Genomic DNA, 23076 nt, shown 5'->3' on the forward strand with positions numbered 1-23076 from the left:
AATAATTGGTTACAAACCAAATTGACAACATAATTATTGGTATCAATTTGAGGAGTATCATCCAAATAAATAATTCATTAGAGCCAAAACCATGTTCAAATTGCCAACCTAAAATATTTAGCGTGCTCTTTTCTGAGAAAGCTAAATGGATGAAAATTAAGAAAGGTATAAATACAATAGCTAGTGCAGTAAAAAATTCTACTCTAACTTTGGGCTTATGAAATAGTAACACAAATGAATTTTGGATAAAACTAATTAATCTTACACACTCACTATATAATTATCCGTTCAAATGTCAACAAAATCCTACAGCCTAACAGAACTCCCCTCCGTGGCCGAAAAAATCCTTCGGAATGCTGAATCCGATGTGTTGTGTTTTTATGGCGCGATGGGCGCAGGGAAGACCACCCTGATCAAGGAACTCGTAAAAGAGCTGGGGGGAACAGAACCTGGCAACAGTCCGACCTTTGGTATTGTAAACGAATATCACAATTCGGACGGCAGTCTGCTGGGGTATCATTTCGACTTCTACCGGCTAAATGATGAAATGGAGGCCCTGGATCTGGGCCTGGAGGATTATCTGAGCCAGGATGCCTGGATCTTTATAGAGTGGCCGGAAAAGATCGCCTCCCTCCTACCTGAGCAACGTACGGAAATTACCCTACAAGTACTGGACCCGGAACACCGAAGTATGGATTTAAATAATCTTCAGGCCAACAGATTTAATAAAAAAAATTGAGCGTAAGAAGCTGATTATAACAAAAAAGTGTATATTTCTCATTCCTAAACACTTTTGTGTACAATTTTTTCTCTTTTTTTTCCTACAACGGCACCCCCCTATTTTATTGCCTTTCAAGCCACTGTAAATCTATTTAATCGATGAAATGCTAGGTTTTATCGATGAAATGTTATAATTTCCCGATAAATAACAAATGATTAGTAATTTTTTTCCTACATTTGTTGTGAAAATGGAACCGAATAATTAACTTAAAACTTGTACGATGAACACAAGAAAAACGATTTTTGGCTTGTTCGCCTGCAGTCTTTTTCTAGTTGCTTCCTGTACTCAAAACACCGCCGCAGAGGATGGTCTTTATGAGCAAGGAGTTGACAGAACAAAGATTATTAACGGGGACAAGAAAAGTGTTGACCGCACAAAAATCATCAATGGCGACAAAAAAAGTGTCGACCGGACGAAGATTATTAACGGTGACAAGAAATCTTAATCAGAAAAAGATTGAGAAAATTGAAAAGGGCAATCATAAATTGCCCTTTTTTTCGTTTAAGAGGTTAAACAACATAATTCCCCTTAATGAGAGCTAAATTGACAGATAGAAGTTCCAAGGCAAAAAGAAGATTAATAGTAGAGTCATTTTTAGCACTACTTATTGTAATCTCTCCTTTTGTTTTTAAGCTTCATGAATATGTTTCGGAGACTGACACCATTAATATATTGGGAATCACAATTGATAGTAATGGGTTTCCGAATGTGAATATATTCATATGGTTTATGCTGGGTAAGGTGGTCCCTTTTTACTTGCTGTTGATCTGGTTCTTCACCTGCAAACACTGGTGGTACCATATAATTATTATCCCGGTGTTGATGTATGCCTTCCAAATATTCGAAGCTTTTATATCTGACGATAAATTTATTGATACTGATAATATACTTTGGATTCTTCCTTTTTGTATGATCGTAATCCCCTTCGTCTACCTGATTCGTATCAAGCTCTACGATAAATATGTTCACGGGATAGACCTGGACGCTATGGATGCCGAGCTGAAAGCGCTTCGGGAAAAAGAAGCCGATAGAGAGGCCAAGAAAAACCAGAAGGTAGAACGTGCCATTGAGCGCGAGACTACCCTATAAGATCTTCCTTTTACATTCTACAAAAAGTCGTAAATTTGAAATGCTCCCCGCAGACAAATACTGCTTGCTGACGGGTATTTTCAGATGTACAACCTATGAACCAACCTTCATCGCCTTTCAGCAAACAACAACTCCTGCCCCAGGAGGAAACCCTTGAAATCCTTAAACAGAAAGGGGAACTCTTTATAGGGATTCCCAAGGAAAGCCAGCACCAGGAAAAAAGGATTTGTCTAACCCCCGATGCCGTCAATGCGATCACAGCACACGGACACAAGGTAATGATCGAATGCGGTGCAGGGGAAGGAGCGAATTTCTCCGACCTGAATTACACGAATGCCGGGGCGACCATGACCCGGGATACTAAAAAAGTATTTTCCTGCCCCATAGTGCTTAAAGTAGAGCCCCCTACCCTCTCCGAGATAGAGATGCTCAACCCGCAGGCAAACCTGATCTCTGCCCTGCAGATCAAAACACAATCCAGAAAATATTTCGAGGCCCTCGCCAAGAAAAGAATAACTGCCATAGCATTTGAATATATCCGTGATGAAGACGGCAAATTCCCCGCCATCAGGTCTCTGAGTGAGATCGCGGGAATCTCGTCCATCCTTCTTGCAGCAGAGATCATGGCCAATAACCAGCACGGAAGCGGTCTCATGTTCGGGAACATCAGCGGGGTTCCGCCGGTAGAAGTGGTGATCCTGGGTGCCGGCACCGTTGGGCACTATGCTGCCCGTTCGGCCATCGGACTGGGTGCAAATGTGAAGATCTTTGATAATTCGCTCACAAAACTGAGAAATATTCAGACTAATCTTAAACAGACCCTTTATACCTCGACCCTGCAACCAAAAAACCTGCTTAAAGCTTTAAAGCGTTGTGATGTTGCGATCGGTGCCATGCGTGGCATAGACAGGGCTCCGGTGGTGGTGACCAAGACCATGGTGGAGCACATGAAAAAAGGTGCGGTGATCATTGATGTGAGTATCGATATGGGAGGATGCTTTGAAACCAGTGAGCTTACAACCCATGATAAACCGATACGTGAGAAATATGGCGTTCTGCATTACGGGGTACCTAATATGCCGGCACGCTTTCCGAAAACCGCATCCCTCTCCATAAGTAATATCTTTACACCGTATTTACTGAAGATCGGGGAAGAAGGCGGTCTGGAGAATTCGCTCCGGTTTGACAAAGGTCTGAGGAACGGCCTGTATATGTACCACGGGATATTGACTAATCGTACTGTGGGCGAATGGTTCGATCTAAAATACAGTGATATTAACTTTCTTATATTTTAAGCATGCCATTTATTAAACGTCTTGGATTCTTCCTGTTCGGTTTATCTATCGGACTGATCTTCCTGGCCATATTTTTAAGGAAAAAATCGGAAGAAACCGGGACCTCTTTCTGCTATTTACCTAATTGCAGGGTACTGAAAGATATCAGGTCTAAAGAATACTCTTATTCTGATGAAATCAGGAACCAGGGCCTGGACGGACTACTGGATTCTGCCACCGTCGCATATTTCTTCACAGAAGGGGATATTGATTTCGGAAACAGCGACACTAAGACCAAGCCCTGTAAGACCTACAGTATCGAAGGAATAATAAAGGACAGGCCAGCTGTTCTCGAAGTGCAGAATTGTGACTCCCTCGTTATATTGCAAAGCCTGCAGTACTAGCAGTCTGCTTTTAACAGCTGATAATTTTTAGTAACTTCAGGGGATAAAAACAGTTGTCACCGGGACACCCCTGTACAGCTTTAAAATTACTCCTGAATGAAAGTTACGGCAATCCCGGCTATGACACTCTCCCTGTGTCTTTTATTGTTTAATGCCTCCTGTAATCCTGACACAAAAGAAGAATCCTCCAAGAACTTCGAATTACCCAATGAAGTTACAATACAGGATATCCATAAAGGATACGAATCGGGCAGCTTTACTGTTAGTGAAGTGACAAAATTCTACCTGGACCGGGTCAACGAACTGAGTTTTAACGGGCCCGAATTGAATGCGGTGATCAGCCTGAATCCGGATGCGATGGACATCGCGGCATCCATGGATGATAAGTTGAAAAATAATAAGAGAAAAGGTCCTCTTTTCGGTATCCCGGTTCTTCTAAAGGACAATATCAATTCTGCAGACAATATGCCGACCACCGCCGGAGCAAGGGCCATGAAAGAATCCTATCCCGGGGCAGATAGTCCGCTCGCTGCCCAGTTAAAAGAAGCAGGCGCTGTGATCCTGGGCAAGGCCAACCTGAGCGAATGGGCCAACTTCCATTCCCGCTTTTCTTCCAGTGGCTGGAGCGGTCTGGGAGGACAGACCAAAAATCCATATGACACAACCCGCAATCCATGCGGCAGTAGTTCAGGCTCTGCCGTAGCAGTAGCGGCTAATTTAGCTGTTGTTGCCATTGGGACTGAGACCAACGGCTCTATTGTCTGTCCATCGAACAACAACGGAATTGTCGGAATAAAACCCACTGTGGGACTGATCAGCAGAAGTGGAATTATTCCCATTTCCTTTTCCCAGGACACCGGGGGCCCTATGGCCCGGACGGTCAGAGATGCCGCTATCATCCTGGGCGCTATGACCCGAGTAGATTCAACGGATTCCAAGACAACCCAGCCTGGCAGGAAAGCCTATGAAGATTACACCCAGTTCCTGGATCCAAATGGAATCCAGGGCAAACGTATTGGATATTATACTGCACCACTGGATGGTTATGTGCGCATGCAGGGCGTAATGGAAAAAGCAAAAGAATATTTTGAATCCAGGGGGGGCGAACTGGTTCCTATTGAGGAGATCATGCCTTCCGAAGCCAGGAGACATTCCTTCCAGGTGCTACTCTATGAATTTAAGGAAGGGTTAAATAACTATTTCGCTTCCCTGGGGCCTGATTCTCCTGTTAAAGACCTGGAGGATCTTATTCAGCAGACCACCGCAGATAGTATAGAGATGCAGTACTTTGATCACGATCTTCTGAACCAGGCCCAGGAAAAGGGAGACCTTAACTCCAGGGAATACCAGGAAGCGCTCGCCACTATGCTTAAATTAAGCCGCGAAGAAGGTATTGATAAAGTAATGGAAGAACAGCAGCTGGATGCCATCATTGCTCCCACCGGCAGTCCCGCATGGAAGACCGACCTTACCAATGGTGACAACTTCCAGTTTTCGAGCAGTTCCCCGGCGGCCATTTCGGGATATCCGAATATTACCCTGCCCATGGGCCAGTTAGACGGCCTGCCTGTCGGGATATCCATTTTTGGTAAACCGTGGTCCGAACCTGTCTTATTACAGATCGCCTACGATTTTGAACAGGGTACAGGGCACCGAATGTCTCCCGAACTACCGTGAATTTCCGTAAAAGGTGAACTTTTAGCACCTATCTTTGAGCGTTAAAAAGACATGATTGCAATGAACATAGAAGATATTGAAAATATTGAACTTACTTACCTGAAGCTGAAAGATTATAAAGAGCTTAAAGCAGCTATGATCGAAGCTTACTCCTCTATGCCCGATGAATACTGGAGAGAGGCAGAAATCAGAAGCCTGATACGCAAGTTCCCGGAAGGCCAGGTAGTAATCAAGATCAATGAGAAGATCGCAGGATGTGCCCTTTCAATTATTACGGATTACGAGAAACTCTCTGATCAGCATACCTATAAAGAGATTACAGAAAATTACACCTTTGATTCCCATACGGATGAGGGCGATACCCTTTATGGTATAGATATATTTATAAAACCGGAATACCGGGGACTCCGATTGGGAAGAAGGCTTTACGATTATCGGAAAGAGCTTTGTGAGAAACTCAACTTAAGAGGTATTGCCTTCGGGGGCAGATTGCCTAATTACCACAAGCATGCAGATACCCTCACCCCCAAAGAATATATTGCAAAGGTGCGGAGAAAAGAGATCCAGGACCCTGTCCTGAATTTCCAGATATCCAATGACTTCCACCCTTCCAGGATCCTTCATAAATACCTGGAAGGAGACGAAGACTCCAACGAATTCGCCGTCCTGCTGGAATGGGATAATATCTATTACGATAAACCTTCAAAAAAAGCCTCTGCCAAGAAAAAAGTGGTAAGGATCGGGTTGATCCAGTGGCAGATGCGCCCCTATAAAAAACTGGAAGACCTGTTGGAACAAGCGGAGTACTTTATAGATGCTGTTGCAGGATACCGATCTGATTTTGCCCTTTTCCCGGAATTCTTCAACGCCCCGCTGATGGCAGAGAATAACCACCTTTCCGAGCCTGATGCCATTCGTGAGCTTGCAAAATATACCGAAGAGATCGTTCAGAAATTTTCGGAATTATCAATCTCCTATAACATCAACATCATTTCCGGCAGTATGCCGGAGATCCGGGATGAGCGACTCTATAATGTGGGCTATCTCTGCAAAAGGGACGGAACAGTTGAACGGTACGAGAAAATTCACGTAACCCCGGATGAAGCAAAGGTCTGGGGAATGCAGGGCGGGCAGGACTTAAAGGTATTTGACACTGACTGCGGTAAGATTGGGATTCTCATTTGTTACGACGCGGAATTCCCCGAACTCAGCAGGTTGCTGGCGGATGACGGAATGGATATACTTTTTGTGCCTTTCCTAACGGATACCCAGAACGGTTATTCGCGGGTACGGAATTGCGCCAGAGCCAGGGCCATAGAGAACGAATGTTATGTTGCGATCGCAGGTAGTGTAGGAAACCTACCCAATGTTCACAACATGGATATCCAGTTTGCCCAATCCATGGTCTTTACCCCTTGTGATTTTGCATTCCCTTCTAACGGGATCAAAGCCGAAGCCACTCCTAACACGGAAATGACCCTGATTGCGGACGTAGACATCGATCTTTTGCGGGAACTTAATCAGTACGGCAGTGTTAAAAACCTGCGGGACCGGAGACGGGATATCTACGATGTTATCCGATCAAAAAATAAAAAGAAGAAAGACGATATTCTTCCCTGAGAAATTGAATTTCAGCTTACATTAGATCCATTAATGTTTATGTATCACTATGATCCATCCGAATACTCGCCTTGAGTTTATCAGTGAAGAAGTTGGCCACGGTGTGGTTGCCACAAAGTTTATTCCTGCCGGTACGATCACCTGGGTACTCGATGACCTGGACAGGGAATTTACCCCGAAGCAATACCAGAAAATGAATTCTCCCTACAAGGAGATCCTGGACTTTTATACCTACAGGAACAACAAGGGCAACTATATATTATGCTGGGATAACGGCAGGTTCGTTAACCACAGCTTTAACTCCAACTGCCTCACTACCGCTTATGATTTTGAAATAGCCATCAGGGATATTCACCCCGGGGAGCAACTAACAGATGATTATGGTTACCTGAATATACAGGCGCCATTTCGCGGTATCGATGAAGGAACACGCCGGAAAACAGTATACCCGGACGACCTGCTGCGGTATTATAAGAGCTGGGACAAAAAGATCGGAGCGGTGTTTCACCGCATCCCTGACTTAGACCAGCCCCTGAAGCCCCTGTTGAAAACCAAGGTTCTTAAACAGATTGAAGCGGTCGTTTCTGGGAAGGAGGAACTTGCGTCTATTCTCAATAATTATTACCGGGAATGATAACCGGGGATTAAGTCATCAGCGTACTTCCCGCCTTAACACCTCCAAAGGTGGACTTTGTAAAACAGAACGGCTGTTGGTGATCCCTATCAGCACTACTACGACAGTTATTGCAGGGAAGAGGACAACAAATGGTATCCAGGAAGGTATAAAGGTTGTCTCAAAAGCGAAGCGCGCCAGTAATTCACTACCTAAAAGTGATAACAGGATTCCGGACAGACTTCCTAAAATTCCCAGGTAAAGATATTCCAGGGCAACGATCTTGGTGATTTGTTTCCCACTGGCTCCGAGAGTTCTGAGCAATACGCTTTCTTTGATCCTTTGCAAACGACTCGTCCGTACAGCCCCGATCAGTACAATGATACCGGTGATTATACTGAAGAACGAAATAAAATTGATCACCCAGCCAATTCGATCCAGGATATTCTCCACCGTATCCAGTATCTGACGGAGGTCTATTACGGAAACATTGGGATATTTCATAACGATCTCCTGCTGAATCCTGGCAGAAGCTTCCTCATCCATTGTTTTAGTGGTCATAACATGAAATTGAGGTGCCTGCTCCAGTACATTCCCGGGGAAGACCACGGAAAAATTCAGTTGCATCCTGCCCCAATCAACTTCTCTTATGCTCGCCACCCTGGTAGGAAGTATCACCCCCATCACGTTAAAGGTCACCATATCACCTACTTGGACATTGGCATCTGATGCAAAGTTCTCTGCGACAGAAATGGGGACAATACCGGTAGAATCGTATTTCCCTATCCATTCCCCCTGAACAATGGATTCTGAACCAATAAGGCTGTCCCTGTAGGTAGTCCTGAACTCGTGGTTCAAGACCCACCGACCCACCTTGGAATCGGGATCATCTCTTAATTCTTTTGACTCCCTCCCCTTTACACTATGTACCCTCATGGTAACAATGGGTATATTTTCCATTACCACCAGGTCCTGCTGTTCCAGGCTTTGGGATACCAGGCGAGTCTGGTCTGTCTGGATATCGAGCAACAGGAGGTTCGGACTTTCCGAGGTACGGTCAATAGTGGCCCGGGCTAACAACATGTCCTTTGTAAAATAGAGCGTACTGATCAAAAATGTTCCTACCCCTATCGCGAGGATCATGGTCAGGGTCTGGTTCCTGGGACGGGACAGATTCCGCATACTTTGTCTCGCACAGAAACTCCAGTTTTCAGGGAAAAAATTCTGGATGCCCTTCACAAAAAGGTAAGCCACCCCGGCAAGAGCTGAAAAGGCAATTACCAGTCCAAGTACAAAGAAGAAAGCGTAAATCCAGTTCTCCAGCATTCTCAGGGAGAACAGGTAGATCGCAAGGAATATGAGAAATAATATTAGAACACGCACTCTTTTTGCGCGCACTGGTCCTTGTGCTTCTATTCTCAAAGCCTGTAAAGGCACAACTCGCAAAGTTCCCATCAAAGGCAGTAGCGCAAAGAGTACAGACATGGAAAGACCCAGGAGCAAGCCCGTGAATACAGCAGGGTAAGAGAGGCGAACCACCATATCAACAGGCAGAAAATCGTCAAGCAGCAGGGGAAAGAACAACTGAAGCAGCAGTCCGGCCAGCGTACCGATGACACTTCCCAAAAAGCCCATTGCCGTAATCTGTAAAAGGAATATCACAAAGGTCTGGATACGGGTAGCCCCCAGGCATTTTAACACCGCAACACTGGTGAGCTTTTCATTCATATAAATATGGATAGAACTGGCTATCCCAATACAGCCCAGAAGCAGGGCTATAAAAGCGACCAGGTTCAGGAATCGCGTAAAATTCCCATAACGCCGTCCCAGGCTCCGGCTGGTTGCCGTATGCGTATCCAGGTCTGCACCTTCAGCATCCAGCATAGCGTCCAGTTGATCTTCCAGGACCTCCATATCCATATTCTCATTCTCAGCGACGAAATAATATTCATAAGCGATACGGCTTCCCAATTGGATCAAACCGGTTTCCTCTATCACTTCGTGCGGTATGAGTACAGGGGGGGCCACGGTACTTGCCAGGGCAGATCCACCGGGTACTGATTTTAAAGCGCCTGCTATCGGAAGAGTGATATTCCCGATTTTGATACTATCCCCCCGTTTCAGGTTGTATTGGAGCATTACGGTAGCATCTACAAGAGCTCCGCCGTGTTTTTTAAAATCATCTGCAGCCCAGCCCGGCCGGGTTTCGAGTTTCCCGTAGAATGGAAAACCATCCGTGATGCCCCGTACTTTCATCAGTTTAGACAACCCGCTTTGGGTGAACATGACCATAGAGGCAAAATTGATCTCTTCGCCGGCTGTACCCCCTAAGGAGTCGATGACTTCTTGCACCCTCTGATTGACAGGGCTTGAGCTGTCTATAATATAATCTGCTCCTATCAGGGATTTAGACTGCAGGTCTATATTGGATTTCAGGCTGTCACTGAAAGACTGGATTGATACTACCGCGGTGATACCAATGACAATAGAAGCCATAAAAAGGAACAGCTTCCCCTGGCTCGCCCTGCCGTCTCTCCAGGCCATTTTGATCAGCCAGAAAAACCCGGCTTTAGAAATAATTTTTTCTTTCCAGCTCACGGTCGTTAGGGATGACTTGTTTCTTCCATTATCTTACCGCCTTTTAGCCGCAGGATATTATCGCATTTATCAGCCAGTTCCATGTCGTGTGAAACGATGACCAGGGTGGTACCGGCCTCCCGGTTCAGGTCAAAGAGAAGCGACACTACCCTATCACCTGTTTCTTCATCCAGGTTGCCTGTCGGCTCATCAGCAAAAAGGATCGATGGGTTATTAGAAAAAGCCCTTGCCAGTGCAACCCGTTGCTGTTCTCCGCCCGATAACTGAGAGGGATAATGATGTATTCGTTCTCCCAGCCCTACCCGTTCCATCAGTTCGAGCGCCAGGACATCACCTTCTTTCACTCCCCTGAGTTCCATCGGGACCATTACATTTTCCAGGGCCGTCAGGGTGGGCAACAGCTGGTAGTCCTGGAAAATAAAGCCTACATGTTCGTTCCTGAGAAGTGCGCGCTGATCCCCGTTTAGCGTCTCGAGCTTCGTACCGCATAGTTCAATGCTTCCGGTATCAGCTTTATCGAGGCCGGCGCAGAGCCCGAGCAATGTGGTCTTACCACTTCCCGAGGGACCAACAATGGCAAATGATTCTCCTTTCCTGATATCAAAAGTGATATCCTGTAAGACGTGCAGTTCACTGGTTCCACTCTGGTAAGTCTTTGACAAGTTGCGCACGCTTAAAATGTTTGCCATCCTATTGCCTTTTATCGTATAATTGTACGGAGACAAAATAAGAAGAATTTTTCCGATAAGCAGATTTCGCATGAATCCCCTTGTAAAATATTTTTGCCCAATAGTCTTCTTCCTACTCTGTTCCTGTGGCCCGGAACCTAAGAAAGAACCGGAAAAAAACACAGAAGAGAATACGGAAGAGGTGGCAGGCAGCCAGGTGACGGATGACAGGAATATCATCCTTATTTTCGGGAACAGCCTGACCGCAGGATTAGGTGTTGCCCAGGAAGATGCATACCCGGCACTGCTGCAAAAAATGTTAGATTCTGCAGGTTACCAGTATACAGTAGTCAATGCCGGGCTTAGCGGGGATACCACAGCCAGTGGGCGGAGCAGGTTGGACTGGATCCTGAAACAGGATATAGAGATTTTTATATTGGAACTGGGAGCGAACGATGGCTTAAGAGGTATCCCATTAAGTGAATCACGGAAGAATTTAATAAACATGATCCGAACGGTACGTGAGCAGAACCAGGAAACGGCCATACTACTTGCAGGGATGCAGCTTCCGCCCAACCTGGGTCCGGAATATACAGGCAGTTTTAAGAATATGTATCCCGAGATTGCGGAACAGGAAAACGTAATCCTGATCCCCTTCCTGCTGCAAGGGGTCGCCGGGGATTCCAGATTAAACCAGGAAGACGGAATCCATCCTACAGAGGAGGGTCATAAGGTCATGGCTAAAACCGTCTGGCCATTCTTACTAAAAGCTATCACTGAATCTCAGATGGATCCGGTACCCGATGCAGCCTTGCCTTAGGGCAGGAAAACTACATTCTCCTTCGCTTTCTTTCCTTTTTCAATAATTCCAGTTCCCGACTGGTTTGTCCCGCTACTGACGTATTTTCCTGGGCCCTGCGGATCAGGTAAGGCATTACGTCACGAACCGGTCCAAACGGTAGGTATTTTGCCACTTTATACCCTTCTGCAGCCATATTAAAAGAAATATGATCACTCATTCCATAAAGCTGACCGAACCAGATCCTGGAATCATTCTTTTCTATTTTCTTATTTTCCATCTGCTCCATCAGCAGGTAACTGCTTTGTTCATTATGAGTCCCTGCAAAGATGGAAATGGAATCGAGGTTATCAAGAGCGTATTTCACCCCTGCATCAAAATTCTCATCGGTTTCCTTTTTGGAAGCACAGATCGGGGAACGGTATCCTTTTTCTTCTGCCCTTTCGTTTTCTTTCTCCAGGTAGGCCCCTCTTACCGCTTTTATACCGATTTTGAAACCTTGTTCAGTTGCTCGCTGGTGTAATTTTTTAAGGTAATCCAACCTGTCCCACCTGTAGAACTGTATGGTGTTAAAAACAATGGCTTTCTTCTTATTATACTTGCGCATCATCTCCTCTACCAATTCATCTGCGGCATCCTGCATCCAGCTTTCCTCGGCATCTATCAGTAAAGAGACATCCAGGTCATAAGCCTTTTTACAAGTCTTATCAAACCTGTTAACCACCCTGCCCCATTCTGCTTCTTCATCTTTAGTAAGGGTTTTCCCAGCATTGACCTTCTTAAATAAAGACATCCTTCCGTAGCCGGTAGGTTTAAAAACCGCGAATGGAATCGCGCCTTTTTCCTTTACAAAATCCAGGATATAAAGGACTTTTTCAAGAGCATCATCTAAGGGATCTTCCGTATCCTTTCCTTCCACGGAGTAATCGAGCACAGAACATACTTTCTTTTCCCATAATTTCTCAACCACCGGCATACAGTCCTTTTCGCTGATACCTCCACAAAAGTGATCAAATACGGTAGCCCTGATAAGACCTTCAACCGGCAAATGTGCTTTGATCGCCAGGTTGGTCACCGCGGTACCAATTTTGACCAGGGGTTCATTGGCAATCATTTTAAACAAAAAATAGGCTCGTTCCAGCTCCGCGTCTGTTTTTAATGCGAAAGCCGTTGCGGTATCCTCAAATATCTTCTTCATTATTAGCAATTATTCATTGCGCCAAATATAAACACAGATTATTGAAGCAATTCACTAAAAATTGCCTTTATTTTGCTCATATCAAGAGATTTTTTGAGTATGCAATCAATTCAGACCCTGGGAGCACAGGTATACTTTTACCAAGAGGCTTATGCTCAACTTAGTAACCATTTAAAGGGATCCAATTATTCCAGTGTTTTTGTATTGGTGGATGAGAATACTGAAAAAGATTGTCTTCCCATCCTCTTAGAGAAGGTTGAGCAACTTCAGAAGGCTACCATACTGCGAATACCGTCAGGCGAAGAAAACAAGAATATCGCAACCTGCCTGCAGTTGTGGGAATCGCTTTCGGAGGCAGATGCAGACCGGAAAAGTTTAATGATTAACCTGGGAGGAGGTGTCCTCACGGATCTGGGTGGATTTGTGGCTTCTACCTTTAAAAGAGGAATAGATTTTATCAACATCCCTACTACCCTGCTCGCAATGGTTGACGCTTCGGTGGGCGGAAAAACGGGAGTCGATCTCGGCCCCCTCAAGAACCAGGTCGGGGTGATCCGGGAAGCAGTAATGGTATTGGTTATCCCGGAATTCCTGAAGACCCTGGAGGAAAGACAGTTGGTCAGTGGTTTTGCCGAGATGCTCAAGCACGGGCTAATCCAGGATTTTTCGTACTGGCAGCAATTAAGCAAAACTCAGCAGTTTGGTACACTGGAAGAACACATCCATCGCTCAGTATCCTTGAAAAACCAGGTGGTGATGAAAGATCCTACCGAAAAGAATGAGCGAAAAATCCTGAATTTCGGACATACGCTTGGGCATGCCATCGAGTCTTATTTCCTAAACGAAAGTGAGCAGGAGACCCTGCTGCACGGGGAAGCGATAGCCATAGGTATGGTATTGGAGGCCTATATCTCCTCTAAGCTCACTGGATTACCGGAAGATCAGCTTTCAGATATCAAGACAACATTTAAGCGGTTTTTCAAGAGTGTGGTCTTTACGGCTTCACAGATAGAATCAATTTTAAATCTCCTCAGGTATGATAAAAAGAATTCATACGGGAGGGTAAACTTCGTCCTATTGAAATCGATCGGGGAACCAGTAATTGACGTACAGGTGCCTGAAGATCTTTTAAAATCTTCTTTCGCTTACTACATGGAATAAGCATTACATGTACATAAACCATCAGTTTTACAACTCTTATATTTTTGAAACAAGAAATTACAATAGTTTAGAAGGGAATAACCACTGAGACAATGATTCAAACCTCATTGTCAGCACATTAACCCTGTGAACTATGAAACGAATACTCATCGACTACAAAAGGCTACCGCACGAAGTGGCAGCACTCCTGATCGAAGCTTACCCGGACGGCTACGGTGATGATGATATCATCGCCTTTAAAACCGCCGGCGGGGAATATATAGAAGCAGTGGAATTACGTACCGGGGATATCCTGTACCTGGTTAAGATCAGTAAGAGTTTTTCTCATTTTATCGCCAATTTCGATGCTGCGATAGAAGAAGAGCTGGATTCCAAATCCGTTAAAGAATCAGCAAATCCTGATGATAAAGAGCTCGAAGAAGAAATTCCCGAATTGGAACTCAATCTGGACCACGAAGGAGATGATGATTCGGACGAGGATCTATAGGTATTTTGCCCTGATCACATTCCGGTGGTGCTTTTGATGACCGCATATCAGGAAACCCAGGGCTGCAACACTCACTGGTGAATTACTGGCTGTTCCTTTAAGCCGCAGTTCTTCAGGCCCAAGATTTTCAAACAGGGTGATCGAACTATTCCTCACTGCCCTGTATTCATTGATCACACTTTCTTTAGTACGATTATTTGCCCCTGAGACCGGCACGTAGGCATCGTGCTCAAACCCCGGTAAAGGCGTGGTATCCTGCCGGGCTATTCTCAATGCCCTGTACTGGAAAACCCTTTCAGAATCCAGCACATGAAGCAATACTTCTGCGATGGTCCATTTTCCAAGTTCATAAGAATGTAACCATTTATCAGCCGGAATGCTTTGTATAAACTTGGGAAAGTTATCAATTTGGCTGCGCAGGAGCTGCATTAATTCAGCCTCTCCCAAGGTATCAATATATGCCTGGTAGTAGGGATGAAAATCTCCTTCCTTTAAATCAGATACCTTCATACCTTATAATATGTAGTTTTGCGGAGTACCTTCTAGAGCTCATTGAAGATCGTATGCATCAGACGTTTTTTATCGTTGATGCTCTCTTCAAGAGAAATCATAGTTTCTGTCCGACTGATCCCATCGATATCATCAATCTTAAAAATGATATTCTTGGCATGGGTAGTGTCTTTTGCCCTGATCTTACAGAAAATATTGAACTTGCCCGTGGTAATATGAGCCACAGTGACATTAGGGATCTGGACCAATCGCTCCAATACAAACTTGGTCTGGTGTGTCTTTTCAAGAAAAATTCCGACATAAGCGATAAAGGAGTAGCCCAGTTTTACATAATCAAGGGTCAGGGACGATCCCCTGATGATACCGGCTTCTTCCATTTTTTTTACACGAACATGAACCGTTCCTGCAGAGATCAACAGTTTTTTAGCAATATCCGTAAACGGAGTCCTGGTATTGTCGATTAACATGTCCAGGATCTGGTGATCAATTTCGTCTAACTTAATTTTTCCCATGTTGACATTATTTAGGGCAAAAATAGAAAATTAAGAAATTAATCTTAACAAAAATTGCAGATATTTGAAATATGCTCAACGAACGGGTAAAATCAGAGAAAAATAGTTACGCCAGAATTTGCATAATTTCTTTATTTTTTCGAAGGGTATCCAGCTCAGAAGGCACTTTACAGTCATATTGGATATGACCATAATATTGAGACAATTTCCCGCGTTCCGCCAGGTATGGTTCAAAAACGATCTGGTTATTTTTCAGCACCTCCTTATACATCACCCCCACCCTTGTATTATCCCGGGCACCGGGAAGCAGGATCTCCGCATGCGATATCAGGATATCGAAAAACTGCTGGTTATTTTCGGGAATGTCATTGTAACTATCAACACGGTGCGACTTATGCAAGCTTTTGCCTATGCCCTGCAGTGCGGCGCAGATCGCCCGGTAAACAAATTCCCGGGTCTCCTCCCTGGAATAATCCCCCGGGCTGTGCCCGGCCTCAAATAATAAGGTAGGTGTACCCATGGACTGGAAGGTATCCCCAACACAGTTCATATTGTAGCTATCATCATATCTCCCTATCCTTCCCGGAAGGCTTTCACCCAGCTCCATATATATATGACTGATGAGGCGCATACTCTCTGCCCTGGATTCGGTAATACTGCGATCAGCGTCGGCTGCGGGAGCCAGGAAGGACAATGTTGCAGGGCTATTGCTGTTACCTGTATTAAAGATGGTACGCTGATCATGCAGGTTAAAGCAATAATCCGGCTGCCATTCATCATAAGTTTCACGAAGAACGATACTTTCAGGTTGAGTAAGTTCGGCTGCATCGCGGTTCAGGTCTACACCATTTGCATTAACCCGGGTATAAGCAAAAGCGCCATCCGGATTTAACTGAGGTATTATTTTAATAGTGCAGCGGTCAAGGATATCACCACCACCCCCTTTCCCGAAAAATGCAATCAGGTCTAGGACAGCTTTCGTAGTCGTGGATTCGTTACCGTGCATCTGTGACCACATCAGAACTTTTAAAGGCCCCTGGCCAAGAGTGAGTAATTGGATGGGGCGGTCTTCGACGGAGTACCCGATCTTCTCCAAAAAGAACAGATGAGACCAGATCGCCAAAACCTGGTTCACTTTTTTGGGAGGCAGGTATCTTCCATTAACTGAAACCTCCTTAATGTCCTTATAATCTAATGCTGTTGCCATACACTTAATAATGCTATTGGTTTACAAAAGTAACTTGTTTAAAATTCACAAATGTCAACACGATTATTTAACTTCGTAAACAGTTACATCAATGAATTTCCCTGAAGTTGTTTACGATTGTAACTTGATTTTAACACTTGATTTAAATTGACTATAGTACATACTCAATTATTTGCATTTCAATGTATTACAGTTAATGATGTGAATTTATGATTCAATATATATTGGCAATTAGTTCAGATGGATCGCTGAGCGGAATGTTCAGGTTAACAACTTAAATTTAACATGGTAAACACTGAGGAGTTCATAAAGAGACTGGAGCGAATCATCGCTCATTACGACATGACAGCGGCAGCATTTGCGGACCAACTGGGAGTTCAGCGATCCGGGATCTCTCACCTCCTAAGCGGGCGAAATAAACCCAGCCTCGATTTTGTCCTGAGGGTGGTAAAAACCTTCCCGGAGGTAAACCTGTACTGGCTCCTGAACGGGAAAGGTAGCTTCCCGGCAGAACAAAACACCGGACAAAATCTACCTGCCCCCTCCACCGCTTCTATTAAACCATCAGACCAGGCATCAGGATCAACTTCAAACAAGGTGATCGATAAGATCATTATTTTCTACAAAGACGGGAGTTTTGAGAGTTATCAGAAAAATTTAGAACTCGATCAGAAATAGGCTCGTTTATCCTCTTCCGGCATTAGGCGAATTCAACCCCTTTTAGTTATTTTGTAGCATGATCCAGAGATTTATACCTGCCTTCTTGGCCATACTCACCCTGAGCAGCTGTTATTCGCCGGAGCGCGATTGCAAGTCCTTTAAAGACGGTACTTTCACTTTTACCACCGAAATTAATGGTGAAAGCAAAACAACCAGGTTTGTGCGATCTGGCAATATGGAGATCGACTATTTTGAAGGAAAAGCTGATACATCGGAAGTGCGATGGCTGAATGACTGTGAATACATTGTAAAAAAACTGAATCCAAAGGACAGATCGGAAGAAGCTTCAATCCACATGAAGATCCTGTCTACCACGGACAGCTCTTATACTTTTGAATACAATATAGTAGGGAGCAAAAACAAATCTAAAGGAACCGCCGTAAAAACTAACTAGCATGTTTGAAATCCTCACCTCCGCCGATGCCTGGGTAGCCTTACTTACCCTTACTTTCCTTGAAATAGTACTGGGCATTGATAATATTGTCTTTATTTCTATCGCCGCCAATAAGCTACCGGAAAAAGACCAGAAAAAAGCGACCAACTGGGGACTGATCCTGGCCATGGTGCAACGGATCATCTTATTGTTTGCAGTAACAGCCCTAATCGGCCTATCCGAGCCATTTTACCAAATTGATGCCTCCTGGATTCACGTTGGAGTGAGTGGACAGGCACTGATACTGTTTTTCGGTGGTCTTTTCCTCTTATATAAAAGTACCTCGGAGATCCACGACAAGGTAGATCAACCGGAATACGGCCCCGACAAAGTGAAATCAAAGAATCTGACCACGCTCTCCAGGGCTATAGTACAGATCATTATAATCGACTTTATTTTCTCCATAGACTCGATCCTGACGGCAGTCGGGATGACCAACGGGATAGGCGAGAAACCGGGTGATGCCCTGATACTAATGATCATCGCCGTGGTGATCTCAATTATTGTAATGCTGGTATTCGCTAACCCTATCAGGAAATTCATCAACGAACATCCTTCGATGCAGCTGCTTGCGCTTTCGTTTTTGATCCTGATCGGTTTTATGCTTATCGCGGAAGCCGCACATTTGAGCCACACAGAGATATTCGGCCAGCAGATCGGTGCTATTCCTAAGGGGTACCTATATTTTGCTATAGCCTTCTCGTTACTGGTGGAATTCCTGAATATGCGAATGCGGAAGAATAACAATACCGAAGTCAGGGATGTTGGACCGGCGGAATAAATAAAGGAAATCCACTGCTTCTTTCCTGCAGGGAGTGCTGCTATCTTTCGATTGGGGAGGCGGGAGCTTGCCCCCGTCCCCAGCTCAGTCAGGGATAATACCCCGGACACCACCAACCTGGCGGGAACATCCGTCAAAATTGGGATTTTATAGCTTTAATACTTGTGGCGAAATACCTTTGAGGGTTACTATTTTGAAGATCGTTCTCCCGGCGCCCTGCTACGGACCTAACCAGCTCCTCCTAATTATCCCGGAATTGACCAGCTGCTTCCTGAATCAGCAAAGGAGCACACTTCCGGAAGCCTGATACAGCCTTCGGACTTGTTCAAAAAAAAACTGCAGCCTTAAAAGCTGCAGTTCATTTTTATAGCTCGTTCGAACTTTAATTTGGCCTGCTAAAAGCCAGCTTAGGATTTTTCCGCTTGTATTCCTGGAATTCGCGTTGTTGCTGTTTCACGGTAAGCGTACTGCCGTCATGACTCCATCCCGGAGGTCCAAAGACATACATGAACTTATGATACCAATTCCCGGATTTCTTTACATCCTTCCAGATATCCTTGAATTCGTGGGTCAGGATGACCACCGGGTTGTAGGAATTCGGAGCGTGGATCACCCCGTATTTCACATCAATACTCTCATCAAGCGCCTTGTAAGTGCCGAACATCCGGTCAAAGATATTGAGGATTCCACCATGGTTCTTATCAAGATATTCCACATTCTGGGCATGGTGAACCTGGTGCATGGTATGGGTGTTTAAAAATGTTTCCAGGAAGCCTAGTTTAGGCACGTAAACCGAGTGTAGCTGAAACTGCCAAAGGGCTTCGATCCCAAGGCAAACGATCACCATTTCCGGCGGAAAACCAATTGCGGGCATCCACATGTAAAAGAGCGGCTTGTAAAGAATGGTGAACCAACCGTTTCTCACGGCAGTTCCCAGGTTAAAATTATCAGAGGAATGATGAACGATATGCGCTGCCCAGAGAATGCGGATCTCATGGTTGGCGCGATGGAAACAATAATAGGTGAAATCATCTGCCAACATACAGAAGATCCAGACATACCAGGCGTAGCCGAAAGACTCGTAACCCAGTAAATGGGTACGTACTCCATCTACCATAGGATTGAATAATTCATAGGTGTACTCAAATAAGAATACCATGAACACAACCTTGAACAGCGGTCCGAGAATAGCAGAACCCACACCCATAAATCCACTTGCGAACAGATCTTTCCAATGATAGAGATCGTCATCGCCATGGGTTTTGCTGTAGGTAAGTTCTAACAAAATAAACGCGATAAAACAGGGTACTCCGTAAACTAAGGGGTTTGTAAAATCCATTGATTAGGTCAAGTATTAATTTAAGAATGGTAAGGCAGAACCATGTGGCCTAGCATTTTAAGTTAGTGATCCAATTATTTTTAAGAGTCTTTCCCGGAGCGCAACAGATCATTCTGTTCTTTCATTAATTTCTCCAGACTAGAAAGGAGTTCAATGTTTTTAGGCGTAGGCTGCTCCTGGTTCTTCGGATCTTCCGACTTCTCTTTAAGCCGGTTGATGAATTTGATGACCACAAATATAGTCAATGCAATGATGAGAAAGTCAATTAACACCTCTAACAATTCTCCGTATCCTATTGCAACTTCAGCTGCGTCATCCGAGGCCTCCCTTAAAACGTGCTTCTTATCTGCCAGGTTCACCCCGTCGGTCATAAGTGACAAGGGCGGCATTACCACTTTCTTTACTATGGTATTGACTACATTGTTGAAAGCAGTACCTATGATGATACCTACCGCCATGTCTATCATATTACCTTTGACGGCAAAATTTTTGAACTCCGTAAAGAACTTCTTCATGCGTATTCCGTTAATCTTTTACTGATCAGAACAAAGTTGGTTGTGAATCGTCTTCCTCACTGCCTTTATTAGGATTTTTTTTGGCTTTATCCTGCTGGCTTCCTGAATTCTTTCCATCTGCCTTAACATCCTCTTCATCAACTACTTCTATATCTTCTGTCTTATGAGGTTCAGGTTCCTCATAGGGTATGGGATCCAATGCGTTGATCTGCTTCACTTTTTCCGGAGTAAGCTGGTTGCCCATCGCCTTGATCCCTTTGACAGAAATAAACTCTTCCAATGCTATGACCTGGTTAGGCTTTTGCTCCTTCCCTCTCGGTTTGGAAAAGACCAGTTCTGCCACAGGCTTCCAATCTGTAAACACCAGTTCCAGGTAGGATTTCGGATGATCCGTGATAATTAGCTCTTCCTTATTCTCTTTTTCGATCAGGAAGCGTTTCACATAAAACCTCTCCTTTTCTCCGTCAAAATAAATAGCAGTTATCGGCTTATTGGGCTTCCATTTTTCCAGCACCAGCATGTCCTGGTCAAAATGCATAGTGAGTTCCGGGATAGCTGTTTTCACCATCCCTTTCTGCGTAATGATAAGCAACATGTCCTCACTGGTAAACTCCCCCAGGAGCTCTCCCCTTTGATCAACATTGAGCCTGCGTACCGTTTCGTCAAACCATATTTTACGTGGCTTTAAGGTAGAAAGGCCTTTTTCCTTAAGCTCAATGCGTTTGACAGCATATTTGGTAACAATATTTCCCTTGGAATTCCTTCCTTTGATCAGTACATCAGCGAAATCGAGATCCCATTTCAGTTTCTTTATACTACCTGATTGTCTCAGGTGGATAGTGACCACTTCGGCCTCTCCATTTGGATTTGCAGTAAAATAAAGCACCTCGGATTGTGGCTTGCCTGTCGTAAGATCATACATCTTATCCCGGGTGATACTGGTTACACTGAAGCGCTTCACATAACTTGCACCTCCCCGACCATCTTTGTAGATCATATTGTAGATGGTGCGCTTATCCTTTTTCTTAAAGACAGCCACGTGGATGATATTCTTCCCGATAAACGTCTTGGCATCTACCTTTGTCACCATCATTTCTCCACTCTTCGTAAAGACAATGATATCATCTATGTCGCTGCAGTCCGTGACATATTCATCTTTTTTAAGAGATGTCCCGATAAATCCTTCTTCCCGGTTTACATAGAGCTTGGTATTGCGGATCACTACTTTAGTAGCTTCTATCTCATCAAATACTCTGATCTCAGATTTTCGCTCCCTGCCTTTGCCGTATTTCGCTTTAAGCTCTTTAAAATAATCTATAGCGTATTCAACCAGGTGTGCCAGGTGGTGCCTTGTCTGGGCCAGTTTATCCTCCAGGCTTTCGATATGTTGCTGCGCCTTGTCGAGGTCAAATTTCGAGATCCGCTTGATCCTGATCTCTGTAAGCCTGACGATGTCTTCCTCGGTAACTTCCCTTTTAAGGTGAGCGGTATGCGGCTTAAGACCTTTGTCAATTGCTGCGATCACGCCTTCCCAGGTCTCTTCTTCTTCGATCTCCCGGTATACGCGGTGTTCGATAAAGATGCGCTCCAGGGACGCAAAATGCCATTGCGCTTCCAGTTCCTCCAGCTGTATCTCCAGTTCCTGCCGCAAAAGCTCTACCGTATAATCCGTAGAACGCTCCAGCATTTCGGTAACACCGATAAAAAGCGGTTTGTTGTCCTCGATAATACAACCTAAAGGTGAAATAGAAGATTCGCAGGCAGTAAATGCGTACAGGGCGTCAATGGTTTTATCCGGTGAAAGACCGGAAGGCAGATGGACTAATATCTCCACCTCAGCCGCCGTATTATCTTCTATTTTCTTGATCTTGATCTTCCCCTTATCGTTCGCTTTAAGGATAGAATCAATTAAAGAAGAAGTATTGGTCCCGTAGGGTATCTCCCTAATAACAAGGGTGTTCTTATCCAGCTGCTCGATCTTGGCCCGCACCCGGATCTTCCCTCCCCGCATTCCGTCGTTGTAATTAGTAACATCTATGACTCCGGCAGTAGGGAAATCGGGAAACAATTTAAAACGCTTGCCCTGTAAATGTTTAATGGAGCCATCGATCAGCTCGTTGAAATTATGCGGGAGTATCTTGGTTGATAGTCCCACCGCGATACCTTCAGCACCCTGGGCTAATAATAAGGGAAATTTAACCGGTAAGTTTACCGGTTCTTTTTTACGCCCGTCATAAGACATCTGCCATTCGGTGATCTTAGGACTAAAGACCACATCCAGTGCGAATTTAGACAAACGAGCCTCGATATAACGGGAAGCTGCGGCGCCATCCCCGGTCAGGATGTTCCCCCAGTTACCCTGGGTATCGATAAGCAGGTCCTTTTGACCTATCTGCACCATCGCATCCGCGATACTGGCATCCCCGTGCGGGTGGTACTGCATGGTATGACCAACCACGTTGGCCACCTTGTTATACCGACCGTCATCCAGTTCCTTAAGCGCATGCATGATCCGGCGTTGCACCGGTTTAAATCCGTCTTCAATAGCAGGCACCGCTCTTTCCAGGATCACGTACGAAGCGTAATCCAGGAACCAATTTTTATACATGCCGGTTACCCGCGTCAGGCTGTCTTGCGAGCTATCCTGTGGATCCTCGTGATGTTCGTTCACTTCCTCATTCTCTTCCATT

23 protein-coding genes are annotated in these 23076 nt (G+C 44.8%); 14 read left to right on the top strand and 9 right to left on the bottom strand.

Translation table 11 applies throughout. The features are described 5' to 3' along the window. Positions 1-292: 292 nt before the first annotated feature. The 8 genes from tsaE to CLV82_RS10715 all read left to right on the top strand — a co-directional run bounded on the left by tsaE (position 293) and on the right by CLV82_RS10715 (position 7479). Positions 293-739 (top strand): tRNA (adenosine(37)-N6)-threonylcarbamoyltransferase complex ATPase subunit type 1 TsaE, encoded by a 447-nt coding sequence (gene tsaE / locus CLV82_RS10680; protein ID WP_133644286.1) that lies wholly within the window; start codon positions 293-295, stop codon positions 737-739. Between the two features lie 262 nt (positions 740-1001). After that, a complete protein-coding gene (locus tag CLV82_RS10685) occupies positions 1002-1226 on the top strand; it encodes a hypothetical protein (protein ID WP_133644287.1) in 225 nt (74 codons plus the stop codon). A 263-nt stretch (positions 1227-1489) separates the two neighbouring features. After that, complete coding sequence (locus tag CLV82_RS10690) at positions 1490-1870, top strand: hypothetical protein (protein WP_133644288.1); 381 nt, start codon at positions 1490-1492, stop codon at positions 1868-1870. A gap of 95 nt (positions 1871-1965) precedes the next feature. Then, complete coding sequence (locus CLV82_RS10695; RefSeq protein WP_133644289.1) at positions 1966-3165, top strand: alanine dehydrogenase; 1200 nt, start codon at positions 1966-1968, stop codon at positions 3163-3165. A 2-nt stretch (positions 3166-3167) separates the two neighbouring features. Continuing rightward, the gene (locus CLV82_RS10700) at positions 3168-3548 is read left to right on the top strand and encodes a DUF4258 domain-containing protein (RefSeq protein WP_133644290.1); all 381 of its coding nucleotides are present in this window, start codon (positions 3168-3170) and stop codon (positions 3546-3548) included. A gap of 96 nt (positions 3549-3644) precedes the next feature. Beyond that, positions 3645-5225, top strand: coding sequence for an amidase (locus tag CLV82_RS10705; RefSeq protein ID WP_133644291.1), 1581 nt, complete (start codon positions 3645-3647; stop codon positions 5223-5225). Between the two features lie 60 nt (positions 5226-5285). Beyond that, the gene (locus CLV82_RS10710) at positions 5286-6845 is read left to right on the top strand and encodes a bifunctional GNAT family N-acetyltransferase/carbon-nitrogen hydrolase family protein (RefSeq protein WP_133644292.1); all 1560 of its coding nucleotides are present in this window, start codon (positions 5286-5288) and stop codon (positions 6843-6845) included. A gap of 49 nt (positions 6846-6894) precedes the next feature. Further along, entirely contained in the window at positions 6895-7479 is a 585-nt protein-coding gene (locus CLV82_RS10715; RefSeq protein WP_133644293.1) for an SET domain-containing protein, read from the top strand. Between the two features lie 18 nt (positions 7480-7497). Here CLV82_RS10715 and CLV82_RS10720 read toward each other — a convergent pair whose 3' ends face one another. Beyond that, entirely contained in the window at positions 7498-10056 is a 2559-nt protein-coding gene (locus tag CLV82_RS10720) for an ABC transporter permease (RefSeq protein WP_317128285.1), read from the bottom strand. Between the two features lie 5 nt (positions 10057-10061). After that, positions 10062-10745: an ABC transporter ATP-binding protein gene (locus tag CLV82_RS10725; RefSeq protein WP_133644294.1), complete on the bottom strand. Its 684-nt coding sequence runs from the start codon at positions 10743-10745 to the stop codon at positions 10062-10064. Positions 10746-10815: 70 nt separating this feature from the next. Between CLV82_RS10725 and CLV82_RS10730 the strand changes: the two genes are divergently transcribed. Continuing rightward, positions 10816-11544, top strand: coding sequence for an arylesterase (locus CLV82_RS10730; protein WP_133644295.1), 729 nt, complete (start codon positions 10816-10818; stop codon positions 11542-11544). A gap of 10 nt (positions 11545-11554) precedes the next feature. Here the strand turns inward: CLV82_RS10730 and CLV82_RS10735 are convergent, their stop codons facing one another. Then, a complete protein-coding gene (locus CLV82_RS10735) occupies positions 11555-12721 on the bottom strand; it encodes a proline dehydrogenase family protein (protein WP_133644296.1) in 1167 nt (388 codons plus the stop codon). A gap of 99 nt (positions 12722-12820) precedes the next feature. On the opposite strand from CLV82_RS10735, the gene aroB reads away from it, so the two are divergent. Further along, complete coding sequence (gene aroB, locus CLV82_RS10740) at positions 12821-13882, top strand: 3-dehydroquinate synthase (protein WP_133644297.1); 1062 nt, start codon at positions 12821-12823, stop codon at positions 13880-13882. Between the two features lie 133 nt (positions 13883-14015). Continuing rightward, positions 14016-14369, top strand: coding sequence for a hypothetical protein (locus CLV82_RS10745; protein WP_133644298.1), 354 nt, complete (start codon positions 14016-14018; stop codon positions 14367-14369). Here the strand turns inward: CLV82_RS10745 and CLV82_RS10750 are convergent. The 3 genes from CLV82_RS10750 to CLV82_RS10760 form a co-directional block, all read right to left on the bottom strand. Beyond that, positions 14364-14879, bottom strand: coding sequence for a DinB family protein (locus CLV82_RS10750; protein WP_133644299.1), 516 nt, complete (start codon positions 14877-14879; stop codon positions 14364-14366). The two genes, CLV82_RS10745 and CLV82_RS10750, sit on opposite strands and share 6 nt — an antisense overlap. A gap of 32 nt (positions 14880-14911) precedes the next feature. After that, positions 14912-15391, bottom strand: a complete 480-nt coding sequence (locus CLV82_RS10755) for an Lrp/AsnC family transcriptional regulator (RefSeq protein WP_133644300.1) — start codon at positions 15389-15391, stop codon at positions 14912-14914. 106 nt (positions 15392-15497) lie between these two features. Continuing rightward, the gene (locus CLV82_RS10760; RefSeq protein ID WP_133644301.1) at positions 15498-16598 is read right to left on the bottom strand and encodes a M14 family zinc carboxypeptidase; all 1101 of its coding nucleotides are present in this window, start codon (positions 16596-16598) and stop codon (positions 15498-15500) included. 285 nt (positions 16599-16883) lie between these two features. On the opposite strand from CLV82_RS10760, the gene CLV82_RS10765 reads away from it, so the two are divergent. From CLV82_RS10765 to CLV82_RS10775, 3 genes are read left to right on the top strand one after another with little or no spacing between them, the layout of a single operon-like run. Then, entirely contained in the window at positions 16884-17276 is a 393-nt protein-coding gene (locus tag CLV82_RS10765) for a helix-turn-helix transcriptional regulator (protein WP_133644302.1), read from the top strand. Between the two features lie 58 nt (positions 17277-17334). Next, entirely contained in the window at positions 17335-17712 is a 378-nt protein-coding gene (locus CLV82_RS10770; protein WP_133644303.1) for a DNA topoisomerase IV, read from the top strand. Between the two features lies 1 nt (position 17713). Further along, on the top strand, positions 17714-18532 hold the full coding sequence (locus tag CLV82_RS10775; protein WP_133644304.1) for a TerC family protein: 819 nt from the start codon (positions 17714-17716) through the stop codon (positions 18530-18532). A gap of 382 nt (positions 18533-18914) precedes the next feature. Here CLV82_RS10775 and CLV82_RS10780 read toward each other — a convergent pair whose 3' ends face one another. From CLV82_RS10780 to CLV82_RS10790, 3 genes are all read right to left on the bottom strand, one after another. Beyond that, positions 18915-19871, bottom strand: a complete 957-nt coding sequence (locus CLV82_RS10780; RefSeq protein WP_133644305.1) for a sterol desaturase family protein — start codon at positions 19869-19871, stop codon at positions 18915-18917. Positions 19872-19951: 80 nt separating this feature from the next. Then, positions 19952-20386, bottom strand: a complete 435-nt coding sequence (mscL, locus tag CLV82_RS10785; RefSeq protein ID WP_133644306.1) for a large-conductance mechanosensitive channel protein MscL — start codon at positions 20384-20386, stop codon at positions 19952-19954. 25 nt (positions 20387-20411) lie between these two features. Continuing rightward, entirely contained in the window at positions 20412-23075 is a 2664-nt protein-coding gene (locus tag CLV82_RS10790) for a DNA gyrase/topoisomerase IV subunit A (protein WP_133644307.1), read from the bottom strand. Between the last annotated feature and the right edge of the window lies 1 nt (position 23076).

The sequence above is a fragment of the Zeaxanthinibacter enoshimensis genome, from assembly GCF_004362865.1.
GTDB classification, from domain to species: domain Bacteria; phylum Bacteroidota; class Bacteroidia; order Flavobacteriales; family Flavobacteriaceae; genus Zeaxanthinibacter; species Zeaxanthinibacter enoshimensis.